At 68.0% G+C, this 22,552-nt stretch carries 20 protein-coding genes and 2 tRNA genes; 4 read left to right on the top strand and 18 right to left on the bottom strand.

Going from position 1 to position 22,552, the window contains the following annotated elements:
- Window positions 1–50: 50 nt before the first annotated feature.
- Window positions 51–497: a preQ(1) synthase gene (queF, locus tag ACFE87_RS01540; RefSeq protein ID WP_375457846.1), complete on the top strand. Its 447-nt coding sequence runs from the start codon at window positions 51–53 to the stop codon at window positions 495–497.
- Here the strand turns inward: queF and ACFE87_RS01535 are convergent.
- From ACFE87_RS01535 to ACFE87_RS01505, 7 genes are all read right to left on the bottom strand, one after another.
- Window positions 479–1,681, bottom strand: a complete 1,203-nt coding sequence (locus ACFE87_RS01535; RefSeq protein ID WP_375457845.1) for an MFS transporter — start codon at window positions 1,679–1,681, stop codon at window positions 479–481. The two genes, queF and ACFE87_RS01535, sit on opposite strands and share 19 nt — an antisense overlap.
- 16 nt (window positions 1,682–1,697) lie before the next feature.
- A complete protein-coding gene (gene kdsA, locus ACFE87_RS01530) occupies window positions 1,698–2,564 on the bottom strand; it encodes a 3-deoxy-8-phosphooctulonate synthase (protein WP_375457844.1) in 867 nt (288 codons plus the stop codon).
- 9 nt (window positions 2,565–2,573) lie between these two features.
- Entirely contained in the window at window positions 2,574–3,272 is a 699-nt protein-coding gene (locus ACFE87_RS01525) for a DUF2459 domain-containing protein (RefSeq protein ID WP_375457843.1), read from the bottom strand.
- 53 nt (window positions 3,273–3,325) lie between these two features.
- A complete protein-coding gene (locus ACFE87_RS01520) occupies window positions 3,326–6,088 on the bottom strand; it encodes a valine--tRNA ligase (RefSeq protein WP_375457842.1) in 2,763 nt (920 codons plus the stop codon).
- Between the two features lie 90 nt (window positions 6,089–6,178).
- The gene (locus ACFE87_RS01515) at window positions 6,179–6,775 is read right to left on the bottom strand and encodes a PopZ family protein (protein WP_375457841.1); all 597 of its coding nucleotides are present in this window, start codon (window positions 6,773–6,775) and stop codon (window positions 6,179–6,181) included.
- A 109-nt stretch (window positions 6,776–6,884) separates the two neighbouring features.
- On the bottom strand, window positions 6,885–8,177 hold the full coding sequence (locus ACFE87_RS01510) for a TolC family outer membrane protein (protein ID WP_375457840.1): 1,293 nt from the start codon (window positions 8,175–8,177) through the stop codon (window positions 6,885–6,887).
- A gap of 277 nt (window positions 8,178–8,454) precedes the next feature.
- Window positions 8,455–9,123 carry a protein-L-isoaspartate O-methyltransferase gene (locus ACFE87_RS01505; RefSeq protein ID WP_375457839.1) on the bottom strand — a complete coding sequence of 223 codons (669 nt, stop codon included), beginning with the start codon at window positions 9,121–9,123 and terminating at the stop codon, window positions 8,455–8,457.
- Window positions 9,124–9,342: 219 nt separating this feature from the next.
- Between ACFE87_RS01505 and ACFE87_RS01500 the strand changes: the two genes are divergently transcribed.
- Complete coding sequence (locus tag ACFE87_RS01500) at window positions 9,343–9,591, top strand: hypothetical protein (protein WP_375457838.1); 249 nt, start codon at window positions 9,343–9,345, stop codon at window positions 9,589–9,591.
- A 97-nt stretch (window positions 9,592–9,688) separates the two neighbouring features.
- On the opposite strand, the gene ACFE87_RS01495 is transcribed toward ACFE87_RS01500, so the two are convergent.
- Window positions 9,689–9,762 (bottom strand) — tRNA-Cys (locus ACFE87_RS01495).
- Window positions 9,763–9,917: 155 nt separating this feature from the next.
- Between ACFE87_RS01495 and ACFE87_RS01490 the strand changes: the two genes are divergently transcribed.
- Window positions 9,918–9,992: transfer RNA gene (locus tag ACFE87_RS01490), tRNA-Asn, on the top strand.
- Window positions 9,993–10,151: 159 nt separating this feature from the next.
- Here the strand turns inward: ACFE87_RS01490 and pcaD are convergent.
- Entirely contained in the window at window positions 10,152–10,937 is a 786-nt protein-coding gene (gene pcaD / locus ACFE87_RS01485) for a 3-oxoadipate enol-lactonase (RefSeq protein WP_375457837.1), read from the bottom strand.
- Window positions 10,934–12,085 carry an LLM class flavin-dependent oxidoreductase gene (locus ACFE87_RS01480; RefSeq protein WP_375457836.1) on the bottom strand — a complete coding sequence of 384 codons (1,152 nt, stop codon included), beginning with the start codon at window positions 12,083–12,085 and terminating at the stop codon, window positions 10,934–10,936. Before ACFE87_RS01480 ends, pcaD begins: the two co-directional genes overlap by 4 nt.
- 160 nt (window positions 12,086–12,245) lie before the next feature.
- On the opposite strand from ACFE87_RS01480, the gene ACFE87_RS01475 reads away from it, so the two are divergent.
- Window positions 12,246–13,214 (top strand): zinc-binding dehydrogenase, encoded by a 969-nt coding sequence (locus tag ACFE87_RS01475; RefSeq protein ID WP_375457835.1) that lies wholly within the window; start codon window positions 12,246–12,248, stop codon window positions 13,212–13,214.
- Window positions 13,215–13,232: 18 nt separating this feature from the next.
- On the opposite strand, the gene ACFE87_RS01470 is transcribed toward ACFE87_RS01475, so the two are convergent.
- From ACFE87_RS01470 to ACFE87_RS01435, 8 genes are all read right to left on the bottom strand, one after another.
- Window positions 13,233–13,985, bottom strand: coding sequence for an SDR family NAD(P)-dependent oxidoreductase (locus ACFE87_RS01470; RefSeq protein WP_375457834.1), 753 nt, complete (start codon window positions 13,983–13,985; stop codon window positions 13,233–13,235).
- A gap of 17 nt (window positions 13,986–14,002) precedes the next feature.
- Window positions 14,003–15,310 (bottom strand): histidinol dehydrogenase, encoded by a 1,308-nt coding sequence (gene hisD / locus ACFE87_RS01465; protein WP_375457833.1) that lies wholly within the window; start codon window positions 15,308–15,310, stop codon window positions 14,003–14,005.
- A gap of 54 nt (window positions 15,311–15,364) precedes the next feature.
- Window positions 15,365–16,069: an ABC transporter ATP-binding protein gene (locus ACFE87_RS01460; RefSeq protein ID WP_375457832.1), complete on the bottom strand. Its 705-nt coding sequence runs from the start codon at window positions 16,067–16,069 to the stop codon at window positions 15,365–15,367.
- Between the two features lie 2 nt (window positions 16,070–16,071).
- Entirely contained in the window at window positions 16,072–16,827 is a 756-nt protein-coding gene (locus tag ACFE87_RS01455) for an ABC transporter ATP-binding protein (RefSeq protein ID WP_375457831.1), read from the bottom strand.
- The gene (locus tag ACFE87_RS01450) at window positions 16,824–17,816 is read right to left on the bottom strand and encodes a branched-chain amino acid ABC transporter permease (protein ID WP_375457830.1); all 993 of its coding nucleotides are present in this window, start codon (window positions 17,814–17,816) and stop codon (window positions 16,824–16,826) included. Before ACFE87_RS01450 ends, ACFE87_RS01455 begins: the two co-directional genes overlap by 4 nt.
- 5 nt (window positions 17,817–17,821) lie before the next feature.
- Window positions 17,822–18,709, bottom strand: a complete 888-nt coding sequence (locus tag ACFE87_RS01445) for a branched-chain amino acid ABC transporter permease (RefSeq protein ID WP_375457829.1) — start codon at window positions 18,707–18,709, stop codon at window positions 17,822–17,824.
- Between the two features lie 114 nt (window positions 18,710–18,823).
- Entirely contained in the window at window positions 18,824–20,074 is a 1,251-nt protein-coding gene (locus tag ACFE87_RS01440) for an ABC transporter substrate-binding protein (protein WP_375457828.1), read from the bottom strand.
- Window positions 20,075–20,210: 136 nt separating this feature from the next.
- A partial coding sequence (locus ACFE87_RS01435; protein ID WP_375457827.1) for a xanthine dehydrogenase family protein molybdopterin-binding subunit occupies window positions 20,211–22,552 on the bottom strand: 2,342 nt, incomplete at its 5' end.

Below are 22,552 nucleotides of genomic sequence, written 5' to 3'. Positions count from 1 at the left end.
CCGGGCGCCGGCGGCCTTGACCGCTGCACGATCCGCGCTACCTCCCAGCGATGTCAGATCCCCAACTCGGCCGTCCCGCCGCCCTGCCCCGCTCGCCCGACGAGGCGCAGCTCGATCGCGTACCGAACCCGCATCCCGACGCGGATTACGTCGCGCGCTTCACGGCGCCAGAATTCACCTCGCTCTGTCCGGTGACGGGCCAGCCGGATTTCGCGCTGCTCGTGATCGACTACGTGCCCGATGCCTGGCTCGTCGAATCGAAGTCGCTGAAGCTCTACCTGCACAGCTTCCGCGATCACGGCGCCTTCCATGAGGATTGCACGGTCGCGATCGGAAAGCGGCTCGCCGGGCTGCTCGTGCCGCGCTGGCTGCGGATCGGCGGCTACTGGAATCCGCGCGGCGGGATCCCGATCGACGTGTTCTGGCAGACGGGCGCGCCGCCCTCCGGCCTGTGGCTGCCCGACCAGGGCGTCGCGCCCTACCGGGCGCGGGGATAGGCCTCGCGGAGCACGGTCGCGGCGACAAGGCCGAGGACGAGGAGGCCCGCGCCACAGACGAGCATCGCCCCGCCCCGGTCGATCGTGCCGAGGAGGAGCCCGTAGGTCACGGGGCCGAGCGCCTGCCCGATGAAGAACGAGAAGGCGTGCATCGACACCGCGGAGGCGCGGGCGTCCGGCACCACCTCGGTGATCTGGGTCTGAAAGGAGTTGTGGAGCATGTAGAAGCCCGCGCCCACCACCACCATCGCGGCAGCCTGAAATCCCCAGGGCAGCCCGGGCGCGAGGGCGCCGAACGCGAGCGCGGCGATGAGTCCGGCGGTCCGCAGCATGCGGGGCAGGCCGAGGGTGGCGAGCAGCCAGCGGACGATCAGCGTGTAGATGATGCCGCCGATCGCAAAACCGCCGATGATCAGCCCGGCCTCCGTCGCGCCGCCGAGCCCGTCGCGCTCGAGAAGCGGCGCGATATAAGGCTGCACGCCGAAGACGAGCACGCCTTCCGCGAACACGAACGCCATCAGCGCGAGCGCCCGCGGTATCCCGAGAATGCGGCGGTAGCGGTCGAGGGCTATCCTGAGGCTGAACTCGCCGCGCGCGGCGTTCGCGCTCCGGAAGCCGAGCAGCACCGCGACGGCCGCGACGGCCGAGATGCCGGCCGCCACGGCGAAGACGCCGCGCCAGGAGATCACGCCGGCGAGCGCCCCCGAGCCGACGCCGCCGAGCAGCTGTCCCGAGATCGTCGCGGTGAGGAAGCGGCCGATCGCGACCTGGCGCTCGCCCATGGCGGCGACGCGGTCGCCGATGGTCGCGAGCGCGATCGGGATGATCCCGCCCGCCGCCGCGCCGGAGAGGACGCGGAGCACGAAGAGCGCCGTGAGGTCCGTCGTCAGGCTCGCCGCGAGCAGCACGATCGCGAGCGCGATCAGGAGAACCTTGACGACGAGTTCCTTGCCGACCGCGTCTCCGAACGGGCCCAGCACCGGCTGGATCAGGGCATAGGGCAAGGCGTAGGCGGTGGAGAGGAGCGCGACGGTGAGCGGGTCGGCCGCGAGGTCGCGGGCGATGACGCCGATCATCGGGTCGACGAAACGTGTCGAGAGGGCCGAGGCGAAGCCGCAGACGGACAGGATCAGGATGGTCCGGCGCGTGCGCTCCGCCTCACCGGGCGACACGGATTCGCTCACGGGCGGAACGGTCTGCTCACGAGACCCGCCGCCGTTTGGCGACTGCGTCGAAAGCCTGGAGTTCCTCGAGCAGAGCCGGCAGTTCGGCGAGCGGCACCATGTTCGGACCGTCCGACGGCGCGTGGTCCGGGTCGCGATGCGTCTCGATGAACACGCCCGCGACGCCGACCGCGACGGCCGCCCGGGCGAGAACCGGCACGAAGCGGCGCTCGCCGCCGGAGGTGGTGCCGCGGCCGCCCGGCTGCTGCACGGAATGGGTCGCGTCGAAGATCACCGGGGCGCCGGTCGTCTCGGCCATGATCGGGAGCGAGCGCATGTCGGAGACGAGCGTGTTGTAGCCGAAGGAGGCGCCGCGCTCGGTCACCATCACGCGACGGTTGCCGGCCTCGCGGACCTTGGCCGCGACGTTGCGCATGTCCCAGGGCGCCAGGAACTGGCCCTTCTTCACGTTCACGACGCGGCCCGTCTCGGCCGCCGCGACCAGGAGGTCGGTCTGCCGGCACAGGAAGGCCGGGATCTGCAGGATGTCGACGACCTCGCCCACGGCCGCGCATTGCGAGACCTCGTGCACGTCCGTCGTCAGCGCGAGGCCGAAGCGGGCCTTCACCTCGGCGAAGATGTCCATGGCGGGCCCGAGCCCGATCCCGCGCGCGCTCGCCGCCGATGTGCGGTTCGCCTTGTCGAAGGAGGATTTGTAGACGAGCCCCATCCCGAGCCGGTCGGCCATCGCCTTGATGGCTTCCGCGGTCTCGAGCGCGTGGTCGCGGCTTTCCATCGCGCAGGGACCCGCGATGAGGGTCAACGGCAAGGCATTGCCGAACCGGACCGTCCCGATCTCGACGATGGTGTCTTGGACGATGGTGTCTTGGGTGCTGGCCGTCATGCCGTGCGCTTAGTGCGTCCCGGCGGACAGGGGAAGTGCGTCCGTCGCAGGGCGGAGGCCCGACCGGAGCCGAAGGTCGAGGACAAGCCCCGAGGGCAGCGTCGCGAGGAGCGGCGAGACCGGCACGCCTGCCGAATCGAGCATACGGGCCGTCCAGTGATTGCAGACGTTGCGGAAGCTGAACGTGCCTCGGGCGCGGTAGAAGAGGCTCGGACCGTACAGCCCTTGCCCCAAGACTTCGGGGCGGCCGCCGTCCTCGACGTCGAAGGTCTCGTCGAGTCGGGCGAGTAGCCGGGCGAACCCCTCCTCGGACAGGGTGATGGGGACGAGGTCGGCGCCCTGGAACGGGATGCGGGGGTCGCCCTCGACGCCGACCACATGCGCCACCGAGGCATTGCCGGGCACGAAGAGGGCGCGGAGGCCGAGACCCAAGTCGATCGAGTCGGGCGTGGAGCCGTCGCGGTAGAAGCGGGCGTCTCCCCAGCCAAATTCGAGCCAGTCGTAATGCCCGAACCGGGCAGCCACGGAGATCACCGCGGCCCGCCCATCCCGCCCGCCGACCTTGGCCAGTTCCGGGCGCGGAAGCACGAGGCCCGAATGGAAGCCGTTGCTGACGAGATAGATCGGGATGCCCGTCCCGGGCTTCGCCGGAAAGAGGGCCGGATCCCCCCAGCGGATACCGAACACGACCGCCGCGGCGGCGAGCACCGCGACGATGGCTCCGGCGAGGGCGCGGAAGCGACCTCGCAGGAAGGAAATTCTCAGAGTGCCTTCAGCCGGGCGAGAGCCTCGTCGATTCGCGCCCGCCGGGCGACCGCTTCGGCCCGACGCTCACGCTGCTCCTCGACGACCTCTTCCGGAGCGCGCGAGACAAAGCTCTCGTTGCCGAGCTTCGCATCGATCTTGACGATCTCGCCATCGAGCTTCGCGGCCTCTCGACCGAGCCTGTCGAGTTCGGCCTCGAGATCGACGATGCCGGCGAGCGGCAGGGCGGCCACCTCGCCCTGCACCACCACCTGGACGGACTGGCCAGGAGGCGTGGTGGCTTCTTCGATGGCGGACAGACGGGCTTGGCGGCGGAGCGTCTCATTCCAGCGTCCGGCCCGGGCGCGCGTCTCGGCCGAGGGCGAGACCAGGACGAGGGGCACCTGCGCGGCCGGCGGCACGCCGAGCTCGGACCGCACCGAGCGGATCTCGGAGATGAGGTCGATGACCCAGCCGATCTCCGCCTCGGATTCCGGATGGGAAAGGTCGCCGATGGCGGGCCAGGCGGCGAGCGTCAGGAGCCCTGCTCCGCCCCCGTTCCGCAACGCCCAGAGTTCCTCGGTCACGAAGGGCATGAAGGGGTGCAGCAGCTTCAGGACCGTGTCGAAGACATAGGCCGTAACCGCCCGGGCCTCGTCCTTGGCCGGGCTGTCCGGCCCAAGCAGCACCGGCTTGGCGAGCTCGATATGCCAATCGCAGAAGGTGTTCCAGACGAAACGGTAGGCCGCGCCCGCCGCATCGTTGAAGCGATATTCCTCGATGGCGGTCGTGCAGTCCGCCAGCGCCCGCGAACATTCGGCCAGGATCCAGCGGTTCAAGGTGTCGGTCGCGGGCGGTGGGGCGCCGGTCGCGCCGGCTGGTGAGACACAACCGTTCATCTCGGCGAAGCGGGCCGCGTTCCAGATCTTCGTCGCGAAGTTGCGGTAGCCCTCGACCCGCTGCAGCGACAGCTTGATGTCGCGCCCCTGCGCGGCCATCGCGGCGAGGGTGAAGCGGAGTGCGTCGGCGCCGTAGCTGTCGATTAGCTGGATCGGGTCGATGACGTTGCCCTTCGACTTCGACATCTTGGCCCCGCGCTCGTCGCGGACGAGGGCGTGGATGTAGACCGTGTCGAAGGGCACCCGGTCTGTGCAGTAGAGCCCCATCATCATCATCCGGGCGACCCAGAAGAAGATGATGTCGAAGCCGGTGACGAGCGTGTTCGTCGGGTAATAGCGGACGAGGTCCGGCGTCTCGTCCGGCCAGCCCATGGTCGAGAAGGGCCAGAGCGCCGAGGAGAACCAAGTGTCGAGGACATCCTCCTCGCGGGTCAGGAAGGCGGCGGCGCGGTCCGGATCGGAGGCGATCGCTGTCCCCTCCTCCTCCGTGAGGGTGCCGTTGACGACGTCATGCGCGAGGGCCTCGGCGAGGGCCTCCTCCTCGCTCTCCGCCACGTAGACGCGCCCATCCGGCCCGTACCAGGCCGGGATGCGGTGACCCCACCAGAGCTGGCGGGAGATCGTCCAGGGCTGAATGTTCTCGAGCCACTGGAAATAGGTCTTCTCCCAATTTTCGGGCACGAAGCGCGTCTCGCCGGACCGGACGGCGGCGAGCGCCCGCTCGGCCAGCGGCTTCACGTCCACGAACCATTGGTCGGTCAGATAGGGCTCGACCGGCACGCCCGAGCGGTCGCCATGCGGCACCGCGTGGTTATGCGGCTCGACCGCGGCGAGGTAGCCCGCTTCGTCCAGCATCGCGACGATGCGCTTGCGGGCCTCGGCCCGGTCCAGGCCTTCGAGGGCCAGCACCGAATCGAGGGCCGGCCCGTCGGAGAGGCCGTCCAGAAAGGCGTCGTTGCCGGCAATGCGGAGCTGCGCCTCCGGCCCGAAGATGTTGATCAGCGTCAGCCCGTGCCGGCGGCCGACCTCGAAGTCGTTGAAATCGTGGGCCGGCGTGATCTTCACCGCGCCCGTCCCCTTCTCGGGGTCGGAATAGGTGTCGGCGACGATCGGGATGGCGCGGCCGACGAGCGGCAGGATCGCGTTCCGGCCGATCAGGCCGTTGAAACGCTCGTCCTCGGGATGGACGGCCACGGCGACGTCGCCCAGCATCGTCTCGGGGCGCGTCGTCGCGACCTCGATATAGCGGTCCGGCTCGCCCTCGAGCGGATAGCGGATGAACCAGAGATTCCCCTTGGTCTCGACCTGCTGCACCTCGAGATCCGAGATCGCGGTCGAGAATTTGGGGTCCCAGTTCACGAGCCGCTTGTCGCGGTAGATCAGCCCGTCGCGGTATAGGTCGACGAAGACCTTCAGCACGGCCCGGGACAGGCCCTCGTCCATGGTGAAGCGCTCGCGCGTCCAGTCGCAGGAGGCGCCGAGCCGCTGCAGCTGGCTCGTGATCTGGCCGCCCGATTCCTCCTTCCAGGCCCAGACGTGGCGGACGAAGTCCTCGCGCTCGAGGTCGCGGCGCTGGATGCCCTGCTCGGCGAGGCGCCGCTCGACCACCATCTGGGTCGCGATGCCGGCATGGTCCATGCCGGGCTGCCAGAGCACGTCACGCCCCCGCATGCGCTCGAAGCGGCAGAGGATGTCCTGGATCGTGTTGTTGAGCGCGTGCCCCATATGGAGCGAGCCGGTCACGTTCGGCGGCGGGATGACGATGCAATAAGGCTCGGCTTCCGCGCGGTCCGGCCGGCCGGCCCGGAAGGCGCCTGCCTCGTCCCAGCGCGCCGCCATGCGCGCCTCGACGGAGGCATGGTCGAAGAGCTTGTCGATCATCAGCTTTCTTGAATCCGCGGCATTCAGGGGGCCGCGCTCTTGAACCGGGGCGAGACGGCGGCGTCAACCGCCGTGTCCTCTCCTCCTGCGTCAGCGGCTGCCGCGCGCGACCCGTTCGATCTCCGCCCGGACCAGACGTTCCACGAGCGGCGGCAGGTTATCGTCGAGCCACATCTTCAGCATCGGCTTCAGCATCTCGCCCACGAGATCTTCGAGGGTGCGGGCATTCTGCGTCAGGATCGTATGCGACAGGAGGTTGAAGGCGTGGCTGACCGAGGCCGTCGTCTCGTTCGACACGATGGTTTCGGGCTGGCGCGGCGCCGGGGCCGGCTCGGGTGGGGCGATGGCCGGGACCGGCTTCTCGGCCACGGACTGGGGCTCAGGCCGGGGAACCGGCTCAGGTCGGGGAGCCGGCTCCGGCGCGGGTTCCCGGCCCGGCGGTTCCGGCTCCGTCACGCTCTGGAAGGAGAGGTCCGGGACGTCGACCTCGAGATCCGCCGGGGCCCGGACGCGCGCGTCCGGCATCTCGGCCAGATCGAGCACGTCGTCGTCGTGCTCGATCTCATGTTGTCGGGCGCCGTTGTCCGGCCCTCTCGGGGCATCCTGATCGTCGGCGATGATGCGTCGGATGGAGGCCAGGATCTCGTCCATCGACGGATCTTGCGTCTTGGTGCTCGCGGCACTCATCGGGACAGGATCTCGCGCGGCAGCCGGGGAATCAGGCTTACTCAGGAGTAATCCAGGGCGAGTCGCAGGATCAAGCAGCAGAGAGGGTGGCGCACAGGGACTTTCGCCTTTAGCGGCCGTCCGGCGTGCGCACGCCCCAGGGCAGATCCTTGACCTGATCGAAATGGAGCTTGGCGCTGTAGATCTCGACGCCGAGGCCGAGCGACTTCGCCGTGAGCCGCCCGATCGCCTGGACGACGGCGTAGGAGGCGACCACGCGGTCGCGCTGCGCCGTGATCAGGTTCACCCGGGCCGTGAGCAATTCCTGCTGCTGGTTCAGGATGTCGAGCGTCGTACGCTGACCCACCCGCGATTCCTCGCGGACGCCGGTCAGCGCGATCTCGGCCGCCTGCACCTGGGCCTGCGCGGCCCGGACGGTGGCCTTCGACGCCTCGAGGCTGCCCCAGGCCGAGATCACGGCCGCGCGGACCTGATCGCGCGTCGCCTCCGCCTCGATGCGGCGCTGACCCGCGGTCTCCTTCGACTGGCGGACGCGAGCGTAGACCTCGCCGCCCTGGTAGATCGGCACGGTGATCTGGGCGACCACGGAGGCGGACAGAGACGAGTCGTTCTGGATGGTGGAGTTGAACCCTTGCGCGAGGCTGCCGGTGAGGCCGACGCTCGGTGCGAGCTCCCCTTCCACGATCTTGACCTGCAATTCAGCGGCATCGACCGCGTGGAGCGCGGAGATGATCGCCGGGTGCTCCTCGAGCCCGATCTGCACCGCCGCCGTGACCGTGCGGGGCACCAGCCGATCCACCGGGCTGCCCTGGGCAAGCTGGCGCGGCTCGACGCCGATGATCTGACGATAGGTCGCGATCGAGGTCTGCAGGTTGGACTCGGCCGTGCTGACCTGGGACCGCGCGGCGGCGAGGCGGGATTCGGCCTGGGCCACGTCGGTCCGGGTCACTTCGCCGACCTGGAACCGGGTCCTGGTCTGCGACAACTGCTCCTCGAGCACCTCGACGTTGTTGCGCTGCAGGTTGAGGATGGCCGTGTCGCGCAGCACGTTCATATAGGCCTGCGCGCCGGAGAAGAGCGTGTTCTGCTCGACGTTCCGGAGACCTTCGCGGGCGCCGAACACCTGGGTCTCGGCCTGCCGCGTCGAGTTCTCGGTCCTGAACCCGTTGAACAGGTTCTGGCTGATCTGGAGACCGACGCTCGATGGGTTCGTGGAGCGGCTGATATTCTGGCCTTGGAGCACGCCCTCGGTGCGGCTGAAGCCGGTATTCGCGAGCCCCGTGATGGAGGGCCTGAAGCCCGAGAGGGCGCGGGGCACGTTCTCGTCGACCGCCCGGACGGAGGCCCGTTGCGCGTCGAGCGTCGGGTTGCCGCTATAGGCCCGAGCGAGGGCGGAACTCATCGTCTCCGCCGAGGCCACCATGGGATTCATGCAGATCGCGGACGCAAGGAGAGCGCGATGCCATGCTCCCCGGGACGTCAAGCTCAGCGATCGCTCCACGAAGATATCCGTCCGCCGGTTCACGCAGCTTTCGGGCGAGTGCCCGCCTACCGCCGCACCGTCCTGGTGCCGGCCCGCATTCTAATCCAGCCGCACCGGCCGCGAAACGGGGTCCGGGCCCGCCGGCCATGTTGTCTCGCAGGTGCCACATAAAGGCGACACACCTGGGCGGCGGCGATCAAAAGGCGAAGGCGGGAACGGTCCGGAAGGCGTCGAGGACCGGCGCCGCGGCATCGAACAGCGCGCGCGACCCGATGCCGGTGCCAGACCGGACATAGAGCATGGCCCTCCCGGGCTGCCCGTTGGCCCTGAGGCAGGCAAGCTGCCCGCCATCGGCGAGCTGGTCCAGGAGCGCGGTCGGCTCGACCTGCACGGCGCCGTTGATCAGGATCGCCTGGAAAGGCCCATCACCCGCGCAGCCTGCCGCGAGATCCCCTTGTCGCCACGTCACGGGCTCGAGAAGCTCGCCGGCCATGCCGGCCGTCGGAGGCGCGAGGTCGGAGCGAGACTCGACCGCCGTCACGTTGGCGCCGAGACGCGAAAGGATCGCGGCCGAATAGCCGCGCGCGCCCGCGACGTCGAGCACACGCATGCCCTGGCCGATCCGGAGTGCCTGGAGGAGGCGGGCGAGCACCATCGGTGACAGCATCGCACGATGGTCCGCCCCGCTTTGATCGGCCTCGAAGCTCAGGGCCGCATCGCCATAGGCCAGGTCTTCCAGCCCTTCCGGCACGAAGGCTTCGCGCGGCACCTCGTCCATGGCGGCGAGGATCGCCCTGTCATGGACGTCGAAGGTGCGGATCTGGCAGTCGACCATGTTGCGGCGGGCCGCGGCGAACGGGATCATCTCCAACTCCGGGAGGTGCGATGGGCTCGGGATGGCGCGCTTGTCCGGGATCGGGACCCCGAAGGCAAGGCGAGCATCACGGCGTCGTGAGAGGGACGTCCCCGGCGGAACTCCGGCGCTAGGCCCGAGTTTGCGTGCCGCAGAACCCTGATCCAGGGCGCGCTCCGTCGGCGGAAAGCTGCACCCGTCACTATCACGGACGACTGGGAGATAAGAATAATGAAGAAGGCCCTCGTATTCGCAGCAGCTTTTGCTGCTCTGAGCTTCCCCGCCCTCGCGCAGCAGAGCGCGACCGGCCAGAGCTCCGGCGGTCCGGCTCGGGTCGGAACGCCCGGCCAGATCGGCGGCGGCGTCCCGGGCGCACGCCCCGGAGTGGTCGAGCGCCGCATGATGGGCCGGCCGCGCATGATGCGCGCGAAGCCGATGCGCCAGCGCATGATGCGCCGCCGGATGATGAAGAGAATGTGACGAAGCGGGGCTAACGCCCGTTTGGTCGAACAAGGGCCGTCGTCGGGAGACCGTCGACGGCCTTGTCGTGTCGACGCCGAGCTGCAGAAGGGAGGAGTGGAGGCCTCGCCCGGAATTGAACCGGGGTACAAGGATTTGCAGTCCTCTGCGTAACCACTCCGCCACGAGGCCAGTCGCTGGGTCGGCGGTCCGGGTTCATATCGACGGCGTCGGCAAAGGGCAACCTCGGCGGCATGGCCAGAATCGCTCAGCCGCAGCCCTCGCGCCATCGCGACTGACCCGAGGCTTGCGCAGCCCCGCCCGCTTCTGTATTCACCCCCTCGTGATCCGCGGTAGCTCAGTGGTAGAGCAGCCGGCTGTTAACCGGCTGGTCGTAGGTTCGAATCCTACCCGCGGAGCCACAGTGTCGAGGCAGTAAAATCCGCGGCATCGGATCTTGCGGCGATCTGGCAAGTTTTTTGGGACTGGCCTCTCGGCCAGCCTACCTGCCCACATTCTATCAGCCCGGCTTTTTGGCGCGAGCCAGGGGGCGCGATTCCGGCCCCTGCCTCGCCGCAACTCTAAAGCAGGAATCCCTCGAGCGCCCGTCCGAAACCCTTCGGGTTGTCGACATTGGCGATGTGGGCTGCGTTGGGCACGATCTCGAACCGGGCGCCTGGCGTCGCATCGGCCATGGCCTGCATGGCCGGCACGGGCGCGCCGCTATCCTCGGCTCCGACCACGTAGAGGACCGGCAGCGCGAGGCGGCCGAGGTCCTTCAGGTAGTCGAGTGTCTTCAGCGCTGCCGCGCAGCCCTTGTAGCCCTCGGGCTGCGTGGCCCGGATCTGGGCAGCGAGCTTCGCCACCTCCTCGGGATGCGCGGCCCGGAAGGCGGGCGTCAGCCACCGATCGAGCGTGCCGTCGACCAGAGCCGCCATGCCGCCGCGCTCCACGGCTGCGATGCGGTCGTCCCAGCTTCTCACGAAACCTTCGGGCGCATCGGCCCGCGCGTCGCAGCACACCAGACGTTCGACGCGATCCGGGTGTTCCAGCGCGAGCCCCAGTCCCGTCATGCCGCCGAGCGACAGGCCCATATGGGCTGCGCGTCGGATCCCATGCGCGTCCATGACCGTCACGACATCGGAGACGAGGTCAGGGAAGCCGTAGGGCGACGGCGGCGCATCGCTCCGGCCATGGCCGCGCGTATCGTAGCGGAGCACGCGGTAGCGCGCCGTCAGCGCCGCCATCTGCGGGTCCCACATCGTGTGGTCGGAGGCGAGGCTGTTCGAGAGGACGAGCCAGGGCTTGTCGGCATCGCCGTCGACACGGCTGAAGAGGCGGCCGCCCGGAATATCGATCATGGTCATTCGGCCGCCTCCACTGCCGCCCTGCGGCCTGTATCGACCTGCGGCAGCACTTCCTCCGCGAGAAGCACCATCGAGCGTCGGCCGAGGTCGCGATCGACCCAGTCATGGCCAGCATAGAGCATGGTGCCGAACGGGCCGACCTCGTCCCGGAAGGCGAGCAGCTCGTCCGCCACCTTGTCCGGCGTGCCCCAGGTGACGAGCTTGTCGCAGACGAAATCCAGCGTGACCTCCTCGTCCGGCATGTCGCGGCTCGTCTTGAACAGCTCGAGCCGCCCGGCGCGCTTCATCTTGGTCAGCATCTGGCTGTAATAGAAGCGGTAGGGGCTGTCGGGATCCATCGCATAGTCCCGCGCCGTCGCGAGGTCGTCCGCCACGAACACGCTGCGGGCGACGCGCCAATTCGCCGGGTCGGCCCGCCGCCCTCCCCGCTCGCAGCCCTCGACATATTTCGGCCAATGGCTCCTTACCCAGCCCGGCATGAGGAAGTTCGCCGAGATCGGGTCCCAGCCGCGCGCGGCGGCCTCGGTGACGCCCTTCGAGAAGGGCGCGACGGCCGTGACCACGATCGGGGGATGTGGGCGCTGCAGCGGCTTCGGCAGGACCCCCTGCCCGATATCGGCGAGCAGCGTGCGCTCGGTCGTGACTGTCCAGAACTTGCCCTCGATCCGGTAGGGCGGTTCGCGCCGCCAGATCTCCAGGATCGTGTCGATGCATTCGAGGAACATCGCCGGCCGGTCGGCGTCGAGGTTGCCGAACACCTCGGCATCCGAGATCAGCCCGCCCGGACTGATCCCGAAGATAAAGCGGCCATCGAGCAGGTGGTCCAGCATCGCGATATGCGAGGCGACCGCCACGGGATGCGAATTGGGCAGGTTCACCGTTCCGGTGCCGAGCTTCATCGATCGGGTCTTGTCGATGAGGGTGGCGAGAAACAGCATGCAGGAGGTGATGTTCTCGGCCTGGTCGGTCGCGTGCTCGCCGACATAGGCTTCCGTGAAACCGAGTTCGTCGGCCAGGATGAAGGCCTCCTGGTCCTCGCGCAGGCTCTGCCGCCAGTCCTTCGCCAGGGGATGGATCGGCATGGTGAAGAAGCCGAGCTTCATGAGTGTCCCGTCGAGGTCGTGATGACCGGGAATTAAGGGCGCCATCTCGCACCGTGAAATGATAAGAACTTGGTCGGGGGATCGTGTTTTGTGATGGCCTGAAGGGCGCGGATTGCAGGCGGCCTCGATCCGGCTAGAACGACGCCGGTGGCGGTCGACCGGGCCCGATGCCCGTCTTAGCCGGCCATGCGCCAAGGAGGATCGCTTGAAAGCGGCCGTTGTCACGGAATCCGGTCTCGTCCTGCGGGACGTTTCTCCTCCCAAGCCGAAGCCGAACGAGGTCCTGGTCCGGGTCAGGGCGGCCTCGCTCAACCGCGCCGATCTCTCCGTCGCGGCCGGCCACGCCCATGGAGTCATCGGTGGTCCAGGCACCATCCCTGGTCTCGAATGGGCGGGCGAGGTCGCCGAGGCGGGTCCGAAGGCGGGCGGCTTCGCGGTCGGCGACCGCGTGATGTGTTCGGGCTCCGGCGGCTATGCCGAATACGCCGTGGCCGATCACGGCCGGACCAATCCGATCCCGGCCGGCATGTCCTTCGAGACCGCGACGACCCTGCCGATCGCGCTGCAGACCATGCATGACGCGATCGTCACGCAGGGTCGGCTGCAGCCGGGCGAGAGCATCATGATCCAGGGCGCCAGCACCGGCGTCGGCCTGATGGCGCTGCAGATCGCGCGCCTCCGGGGAGCGGCCGTCGTCATCGGCACATCGACCAACCCGGAGCGACGCGCGCGCCTCGCCGAGTTCGGCGCCACGCATGCGATCGACGCCGGCGATCCGGCCTGGCCGGACCAGGTGCGGGAGGCGACCGGCGGCGAGGGCGTGAACGTCATCATCGACCAGGTCTCGGCTTCGGTCGCCAACGGCAACATGCGGGCCGCCTCGGTCCTCGGCCGCATCGTCAATGTCGGCCGTCTCGGGGGCACCAAGGGCGAATTCGATTACGACCTGCATGCGCTGAAACGCATCAGCTACGTCGGCGTGACCTTCCGGACGCGGTCGGTGGACGAGGTCCGCGAGATCAACCGCCGCATGCGGGACGAACTCTGGGACGCGGTGACGAACGGGACGCTGCACATCCCGGTGGATCGCTCCTTTTCTCTCGACGAGGTGGCGGGCGCGCTCGACCACATGAAGGCGAACGGGCATTTCGGGAAGATCCTGCTGATCCCCTGAGGACGGAGCAACGCCGCGCTAATCCGCCGTCCAGCCTCCGTCGACGAGGAGCGCCGAGCCGGTCATCAGCGCCGAGGCGTCGGAGGCCAGGAACACGATCGCGCCGGTCAGGTCCTGCACCTGTCCGAGGCGGCCGAGCTTGATCTTCGAGACGACGCTGTCCCGGAAGGCGGGATCTGCAAAGAAGGGCTTCGTCATCGGGGTCTCGATGAAGGTCGGGCAGAGCGTGTTGACCCGGATGCCGTGCGGCCCGAGCTCGACCGCCATGGCCTTGGTCAGCCCCTCCAGCGCGTGTTTCGACGCGCAGTAGATCGTTCGGCGGGCTCCGCCGACATGGCCCATTTGCGACGACATGTTGATGATCGAGCCCGGCCGGCCGGCATCGAGGAGGCGCCGCACCACGGCCTGGGCAGCGAAGAAGGCCGCCCGGACATTCAGGTCCATGACGGTGTCGAAATCCTCTTCCGTCACCTCGACGAAAGGCTTCGGGCGGTTCGTGCCGGCATTGTTGACGAACACGTCGAAGGGCTCGGCCGCCCCGACCGCAGCGCCGAAGCCCGCGATGTCCGTCACGTCGACCGCGAGCGCCTGGGCGCGCCCTCCCCCAGCACGAATATTCGCCGCGGCGGCCTCGATCTCGCCGGCCGAGCGTGCGGCGAGCGTGACGTCGGCACCCGCCTCCGCCAGCGCCTGCGCGGCGGCGAGCCCGATGCCGCGCCCCGCGCCGGTTACGAGCGCGCGCCGGCCGTCCAGCCGGAAGGACGGCAGCACCGATGTCGCCGCCGCGCTCACTCCGCGGCCGTCGCGTAGGGGATGTTGCGCCCGCCATACCGGCGCACCCTGATATTCGCCTGTTCGGCGTGGCCCGCGAAACCCTCCAGCATGCAGAGGCGGGAGCAATATTCGCCGATCATGGTGGAGGCCTCGTCGGTCAGGACCCTCTGGTAGGTCACGGTCTTGAGGAACTTGCCGACCCAGAGCCCGCCCGTGTAGCGGGCCGCCTTCTTGGTCGGCAGCGTGTGGTTCGTGCCGATGACCTTGTCGCCATAGGCGACGTTGGTGCGCGGCCCGAGGAACAGCGCGCCGTAATTCCGCATGTTGCGCAGGAAGAAGTCCGGATCGCGCGTCATCACCTGAACATGCTCGGACGCGATCCGGTCGGCCTCCAGGACCATCTCGTCTTCGTCCGCGCAAAGGATCACCTCGCCGTAATCCTCCCAGGCCTGCCGCGCGACCTGCCCCGTGGGCAGAATCTCGAGCAGGCGCTCGATCTCGGCCATCGTGTCGCGGGCGAGCTTCGCCGAGGTCGTGAGGAGGATCGCCGGCGAGTTCGGCCCGTGCTCGGCCTGTCCGAGGAGATCGGTCGCGCAGAGCTCCCCATCGACGCTGTCGTCGGCGATGACGAGGGTCTCGGTCGGACCGGCGAAGAGGTCGATGCCGACGCGGCCGAAGAGCTGGCGCTTGGCCTCGGCCACATAGGCGTTGCCGGGCCCGACCAGCATGTCGACGGACGCGATCGTTTCCGTGCCGAGCGCCATGGCGCCGACAGCCTGGACGCCACCCAGGCAATAGATGACGTCGGCGCCGGCGAGATGCTGGGCGGCGACGATGGCCGGGGCCGGGCGGCCGCCGAAGGGCGGCGCGCAGGTCACGATCGAGGGCACGCCGGCGACCTTGGCGGTCACGACCGACATGTGGGCCGAGGCGAGCAGCGGGTATTTGCCGCCCGGCACGTAGCAGCCGACGGAATTCACCGGGATGTTCTTGTGACCGAGGACGATGCCGGGCAGCGTCTCGACCTCGATGTCACGCATCGACGCGCGCTGGTGCTCGGCGAAGTTCCGGACCTGCGCCTGCGCGAACCTGATGTCCTCGATGTCACGCGCGGACAGCTCGCCGAGGCAGGCGCGGATCTCGGCATCCGTCAGCCGGTAATCCTCGCGATCCCAGCCGTCGAACTTGACCGACATTTCGCGCACGGCGGCGTCGCCCCGGTCGGCGATGTCCTTGAGAATGCCTTCGACGATGGCACGCGTCTTCGCATCGTCCTCGGCCTTCTGGTCCGCATCGCGGCCGCGCTTCAGCACCTGAGCCATGTCGTCCTCCGATCTGCCGTCCGGACCGCCTTGCCGCCAGAGGCGGCACGGGTCTCAGACCGAGCAGTAGCGTTCCTGGATCTCCACGTCCGCCCGCAAGGCTTCGCCAGAGGCATGATGCACGATCGCTCCCTGGTCGAGCACGTAGGCCCGATCGGCGATGCCGAGCGCCAGTTCGACATTCTGCTCGACGAGGAGGAGCGTCTGGCCCTCCGCCTTCATGGTCTTGAACAGCTCGAACATCTCGTCGACCAGGACCGGCATGATCCCCTCCGACGGCTCGTCCATCATGATGAGTTTTGGCTCGGAGATCATGGCACGGGCGATGGCGAGCATCTGCTGCTCGCCGCCCGACATGGTGATCGCGGCCTGGTCCAGCCGCTCGGCCAGGCGCGGAAAGATGCGCTTCGTGCGCTCGATCAGCTCCGCCTCCTGCTTCTTCATCGGAGACGCGACGAGGCCGAGGCTGAGATTTTCGCGCACGGTCAGGCCGGGCACGATGCGGCGCTCCTCGGGGACATAGGCGAGGCCGGCGCCGTACCGCACATGCGCCGGCCTCCCGCGCATCTCCTTGTCCTCGAAGGTGATCCGGCCCGTGGTCTTCGGGAGAAGGCCCATGATCGATTTCAGCGTGGTCGTCTTGCCGGCGCCGTTCCGGCCGATGAGGCAGACGATCTCGCCTCGCCGAATTTCGAGGTCGATCCCCTGGAGCACGTGGCTCGGCCCGTACCAGGCGTTCAGTCCTTCGACGCGAAGCATCGTCAATGCTCCCGCTTGCCGAGATAGACGCGTTTCACCGTCTCGTTCCGGCGGATCTCGTCCGGCGTGCCTTCGGCCAGCAGCTCGCCGTGATGGAGCACGAGCAGCCGGTCGCAGATCCCCATCACGAGCTTCATCTTGTGCTCGACCAGGATGACGGTGCGCTCGGCGGCGAGGCGCAGGATGAGATCCATCATGCTGCGCGTCTCTTCCGGGCTCATCCCGGCGGTCGGCTCGTCGAGGAGGAGCAGGCGCGGCCGGGAGGCGAGCGCCATCCCGATCTCGAGCGCGCGCTGCTCGCCATGCGCCAGGGCCGAGGCCGGCTCCATGCGCCGGTGCGACAGCCCGACCGTCTTCAGGAGCTCGTCGGCGGCCTCGATGAACTCGGCCATGGCGGCGCGCGGGCGCCAGATGTCGAAGCGGGTCTTCAGCGCCTGCGCGGCGATGCGAACATTCTCCCGCACGGTGAGCTGCGGAAACACGTTCGTGATCTGGAAGGATTTCGCGACGCCGAGATGCGCGAAGCGATGCTGCGGAAGGCCGGTGACGTCCCGGCCCTCGAAGGTGACCTTGCCCGAACTTGGCGACAGCGAACCGGAGAGGAGGTTGAAATAGGTGCTCTTGCCGGCCCCGTTCGGGCCGATGATCGAGGTCAGCGCGCCGCGTCGGAACTCGGCCGAAACGTCCTTCAGCGCCACGAACTTGCCGAAGGTGCGGCCGACGTTCTCTGTCCGGAGAATGACGTCGGAGCCGGTCATCGGCCGCACCAATGCAGGATCGAGCCCCAGATGCCTCGCGGGAAGAACAGCACGCAGACGACGAACACGATTCCGACCACAAGCTGCCAATGCACCGTGTAGACGGAGACGACATTCTCCAGGATCAGGAACACGGCCGCCCCGATGAAGGGACCGAAGAAGGTCCCCATGCCGCCGAGCAGGCACATCATGACCGCGAGGCCCGAGGTCTCGATCGACAGGGTCTCGATCGGCACGATGGCGAGATGCAGCGCCTGGAGCGCGCCCGCGAGGCCGCAGAAGGCGCCGGACAGGACGAAGGCGAGGAGACGCGAGCGTGTCACGTCGTAGCCGCAGGCCCGCGCCCGCGCCTCGTTCTCGCGGATGCCCTCGATCACGGCGCCGAAGGGCGATGCGAGGATGCGGGACAGGACGAAGAGGCTCGCCAATACGAAGGCCGCGACGACGTAATAACGCGTGATCGGGTCGACGAAGCTCAGCCGGAAGCCGAACAGGTCGATCGGCGCCATCGACGGGAGGCGGAGCCCATTCTCGCCCCCGGTCAGGTCCACGGCCTGGTAGAAGACGTAATAGACGCATTGCGCGAGGGCGAGCGTCACCATCGCGAAGTAGATGCCGCGCGTGCGGATCGCGAGCGCGCCGATGATGAGCGCGATCAGCGCGCCACCGATCGTGCCGACGGCCACCCCGACCCACCAGGGCGCGCCGAGATGCACGAGCGCCATCCCGCAGAGATACGCTCCGCCTCCAAACAGTGCCGCATGTCCGAAGGACAGAAGTCCGAGATAGCCGAAGAGCAAATTGAAGCCGAGCGCGTAGAGCCCGTAGGTCAGGATCACGACCGCGAGCGCGTGGAACGGCATCACGAGCGGGAAGACGAGGAGGAAGAGGCCTGCGAGGAGAACGCGGTGGCGCTCGGCAATATCGAGCATCCGCACGCCCGCCGAGGCGGACACGACGGCGGAGCCTGGGGCGAGTTCGGCTGACATCCGGGTCAGCTCATCAGGCCGGCGCGGCCGAAAAAGCCCTGCGGCCGTACGAGCAGCACGACGGCCATCAGCGCGAAGATCGACACTTTCGCCATCTCAGGCATGAAGAGCGAGGTCATGCTCACGACCACGCCGACCATGAGCCCGGCCAGCACCGCGCCCAGGAGGGAACCCATTCCGCCGACGACCGTCACGACGAAGGCCTCCGCCAGGATCGTCGAGCCCATTTCGGGCGCAACACCCTGGAGCGGCGCCGCGAGGAGGCCCGCCAGGCCCGCGATGCCGGTCCCGATGCCGAACACGATCAGCCAAACTTTCGAGACGTCGACGCCGAGGATGCGCACGATCTGCGGATCACGCGCGCCGGCCCGGATGATGAGGCCGAAACTCGTCTTCTCGAGGAAGAGATAAAGGCCGAGGAGAACGACCGCGGTCGCGGCGATCACGAACAGGCGATAAAGCGGAAAATAACCCACCCAGATGTCGACGGCGCCCTGCAGGATTTCGGGGGTGTCGAACGGGTATCCGGTCCGGCCGAAAATGATGCGGACGACTTCGATCATCACGTAGCCGAGGCCGAAGGTGAGCAGCAGCGGATAATCGATGCCGCGGCCATAAAGCGGCCGGATCAGCACGCGCTCGACCGCAAGGCCGACCGCCGCGACGGCGAGCGGGACAACCGCGAGCGCCACCCAGAAATTCACGCCGAGCGAGAGCGCGTAGAGCCCGATATAGGCGCCCAGCATGTAGAAGGCGCCATGCGCGAAATTCACCACCGTCAGCATGCCGAAAATGAGCGACAGGCCGATGGAGAGAAGGACGTAGACCGCTCCGAGCGCCAGCCCGGTGAAGAGCTGGAGCGCGATCAGGTCCGGGGTTAGGGCCGCAAACATACGGGTCTTCTCAATGGTTCGTCATTGCGAGGAGCGCAGCGACGAAGCAACCCAGAGGAACCTGCGAGCCCTTCTGGGTTGCTTCGCTTCGCTCGCAATGACGGAATGAACGCGTCACGCCTTGTGGCCGAGCTCGCCGCAGCTGCGTAGCGTCGCCTCGTTCGGCTCCTCGGTCGCGACGATGTCGAACACGTCCTCCGGGGACTTCATGTCCTTCGACTTCGACTGCAGGATGAAGACCGACTGCACCGCCTGGTGGTCGCAGGCGCGGTAATATTCCGGGCCCTTGTAATAATCGTATTTCAGGGCCTCCATCGCCGCGACGACCTTCTCGGTCTCCGTCGTGCCGGCCGCCTTCGCGGCCTCGAGCACGGTGCGGACGCCGCCATAGCCCATGGCGCCGTAATCCGTCGGGACCGCGCCCTTGTGCATCTTGCGGAACTTGTCGTTGAACGACTTCGCGGAGGCGACCTTGTCCTCGATGCCCCAGTAATAAGAGCTGCCGCCGATCACGCCGTCGAAGGCCTGCGCGCCGCCCGCGACGCGCGCGGTGTAGAGCAGGATCGGCACGATGATCTTGGTGTTGCGCTTCACGCCGAAATCGGTCGCCTGCTTGATCGCGATCTGCTGGTCGCGGCCGAAATTGATGATGCAGAGGATGTCGGGCTTCAGCGCCTGGATACGGGGCAGCAGGGTCGAGAAATCGGTCGTGCCGAGCGGGTGCCGGATGTCGGCCAGTGTCTCGACGCCTATGTCCTTGCCGGCCCGCTGGAAGCCGCGAACCATCTCGTAGCCGTAGGCGTAGTCCGCCGTCAGATAGACGACCTTCTTACCGAACTTGCCGAAGGCGTAGCGGCCGACCGCGCCCGCCGTCATGTGCGGGTTCATGGCCTCGTGGAAGGTGTAGCGGCTGAAATCCGAGATCTCGTTGATCGTGTCGGACTGACTGATCGAGTTGAAGATGACCTTCCGCTCTTTGGTGATGTTGTTGATGGCGAGCTGCACCGAGGCGGACAGGCTGCCGACGATGAAATTGACCTTGTCATTCTCGATCAGCTCGAGGGTGCGCGTCGCGGCCTCGCCGGGGTTCAGCTTGTCGTCGCGGGCGAGGAGCTCCGCCTTGCGGCCGTTGAGGCCGCCGGCGTCGTTGAACTCCGCGACCGCGAGTTGCGCGGCCATGACCTGGTTCTGCGCCTCGGCGCCGTAGGGACCGGTCAGCGGACAGGGAAAGCCGATCTTGATCGGCCCTTCCTGCGCCTGGAGGATATTGATGCGGAAGGGCGAGGCAGCGAGCGCGAGGCCGGCAGCGCCTGTCGCGAGCACCCGGCGGCGGTTGAGGCCGGACTGGACGAGATCCTGTGTCATGCGTTCCTCCCCTTGTGGTGCTGGGGATCCGTCGAGGGACCTCCCGAAATCGGCTAGCGGGTACGAATTCCGCCGGCCGATGTGAAACGATAAGACCTGCTCTTGGCTATCATGCTTTGTGATACGGCGTCGTCGCTCAGACCCGCCCCAGCGCCCTGAGCACGCGCTCCGGCGTCATCGGGATCGAGGTGAGGACGGCCCCGAACGGGACGAGCGCATCGTTCACGGCGTTCATCACGGCGGCTGCTGCGCCGGCCGTCCCCGCCTCGCCCGCGCCCTTGGCGCCGAGTTCCGATTCCGCTGTCGGCGTCGAGACATGGCCGACCTCGATATCCGGCATCTCGACCGACATCGGCACGAGATAATCGGCCATATTGCCGTTCAACATCTGGCCGTGCTCGTCATACAGGCAATGCTCGTAGAGCGCCGGGCCGAGCCCCTGCACGATGCCGCCCCGCACCTGCTCGTCGACGAGTTGCGGGTTCAGGATCGTGCCGCAATCCTCCACGCACCAATGTTTCAGGAGCCGGATGAAGCCGGTGTCCGTGTCGACCTCGACATAGGAGCCCTGGATGCCGTTCGTGAAGGCGAAGGGATATTGCTTCGGAACGTAATGCCGGGTCGCCACGAATTCCGGCTGCACGCCCGGCGGGAGCGTATCGGGCCGGAAATAAGCGATGCGCGCCACCTCTTCGAGCGGCATGCGCTCGCGCCCGTTTTCCGCGTCGACCACGAGCCCGTCCCGCACGTCGAGCGTCTCCGGCTGGGCCTGAAGAATCGCGGCCGCGACCGCGAGGACGTTCTCGCGCAAAGCCTTCCCGGCCTGCCAAGCCGCCTCGCCGCCGATCCCGGCAGCGCGCGACGCCCAGGTGCCGCCGCCATAGGGCGTGTTGTCCGTGTCACCGGTGACGACGCGGACCCGCTCGATCGAGATGCCGAAGGCAGTCGCGACCACCTGGGCGGTCACCGCTTCCGCGCCCTGCCCCTGCTCGGTAACGCTGGACGCCACGTGCACGGAACCCTGCGCGTCCATCCGCACGGTGACGCCGTCCTGCGAGGAGATCTTGGCTCCGCCGACACCGTAAAAGGCGGCGCTCGGATTGGTCACCTCGATGAAGCTCGCGAGCCCGATGCCGCGATGAATTCCGCGGCGGCGATATTCCGCCTGCTCGGCTCTGAGCGCGTCGTAATCCATCATGTTGAGAAGCTTGGCCATCGCGGCTTCGTGCGACAGCTTTTCGAACCGCATGCCGGCCGAGGATTGGCAGGGATAGGCGTCGTCCCGGATGATGTTGCGGCGGCGGATTTCGACCGGGTCTATGCCGATCCGCTGCGCGGCGAGATCGACCAGCCCCTCCGTGACCGAACAGGCGATCGGATGCCCGACCGCCCGGTACTGGCAGGTCATCGTCTTGTTCTGGAATACGACCCGGGCCTGGGCCCGGTAATTCGGACAGGTGTATTGGCCGCCGGTGAAATTCACGACCTGGTTCGCCTCGATCGCGCTCGTGCGCGGATACATCGAATAGGGGCCGATGCCGGTCAGGTCGTCGATCTCGAAGGCCGTGATGGAGCCGTCATTCATCACGCCGATCCGGCCCCGCACGCGATGGTCGCGGGCGTGGATGTCGGTGACGAAGCTCTCGATCCGGTCGGCCACGAATTTCACCGGCCGGCGCAACAGCTTCGACAGGGCGGCGGTTGCGACCTCGTCGGAATAGACGTGAACCTTGATGCCGAAGGAGCCGCCGACATCCTTGCAGACGAGGCGAACCTGGCTTTCCGGCAGGTCCAGGTGTTTCGCCAGGATGTTCTGGATCATGTGCGGCGCCTGGGTGCCCTGGTACACCGTGAGGCGTCCGTCGCCGGGATTGTAATCCGCGAGGCAGGCGCGCGGCTCCAGCGTCACGCCGGTGTGGCGCCCGAAGCCGAAGGTCGCCTCGACCACATGGTCGGAGGCCGCGAAGGCGCCGTCCACGTCGCCCGCGACATGCAGGCGCTCCCAGGCGAGATTGTCGCCGAGTTCCGGGTGGATGACGGGCGTCGCGGGATCGAGCGCCGTCTCCATGTCGGCCACGACCGGCAATTCGTCATACTCGACCACGACCAGTTCGGCCGCGTCCTCAGCCTGCGCGCGCGTCTGGGCGACGATGGCCGCGACGGCCTCGCCCTGCCAGGACGCCTTCGCGATCGCGATCGCATGCTGCGGCGGGGATTTCAGCCCCTTCAGATGCGTGAGAACGCCGACCCAGGGCGTGCAGACGGCCGCGAGTTCCCGGCCCGTGACGACAGCAATCACCCCCGGCGCCGCTTTCGCGGCCGCGCCGTCGATCGAGACGATGCGGGCATGGGCGTAGGGCGAGCGCAGGAAGACGACATGGCCCATGCGGGGCAGCACCATGTCGCTCACATATTGCCCCCTCCCCTGCGTCAGCCGGGCGAGGTTCGGGCGCGGGACGGAGCGGCCGATATAGGAGT

This window comes from uncultured Enterovirga sp. (assembly GCF_964242715.1).
Lineage (GTDB): Bacteria > Pseudomonadota > Alphaproteobacteria > Rhizobiales > Beijerinckiaceae > Enterovirga.
The sequence above is the reverse complement of the archived record's forward strand: the minus strand, read 5'-3'. Positions and strand labels throughout refer to the sequence as shown.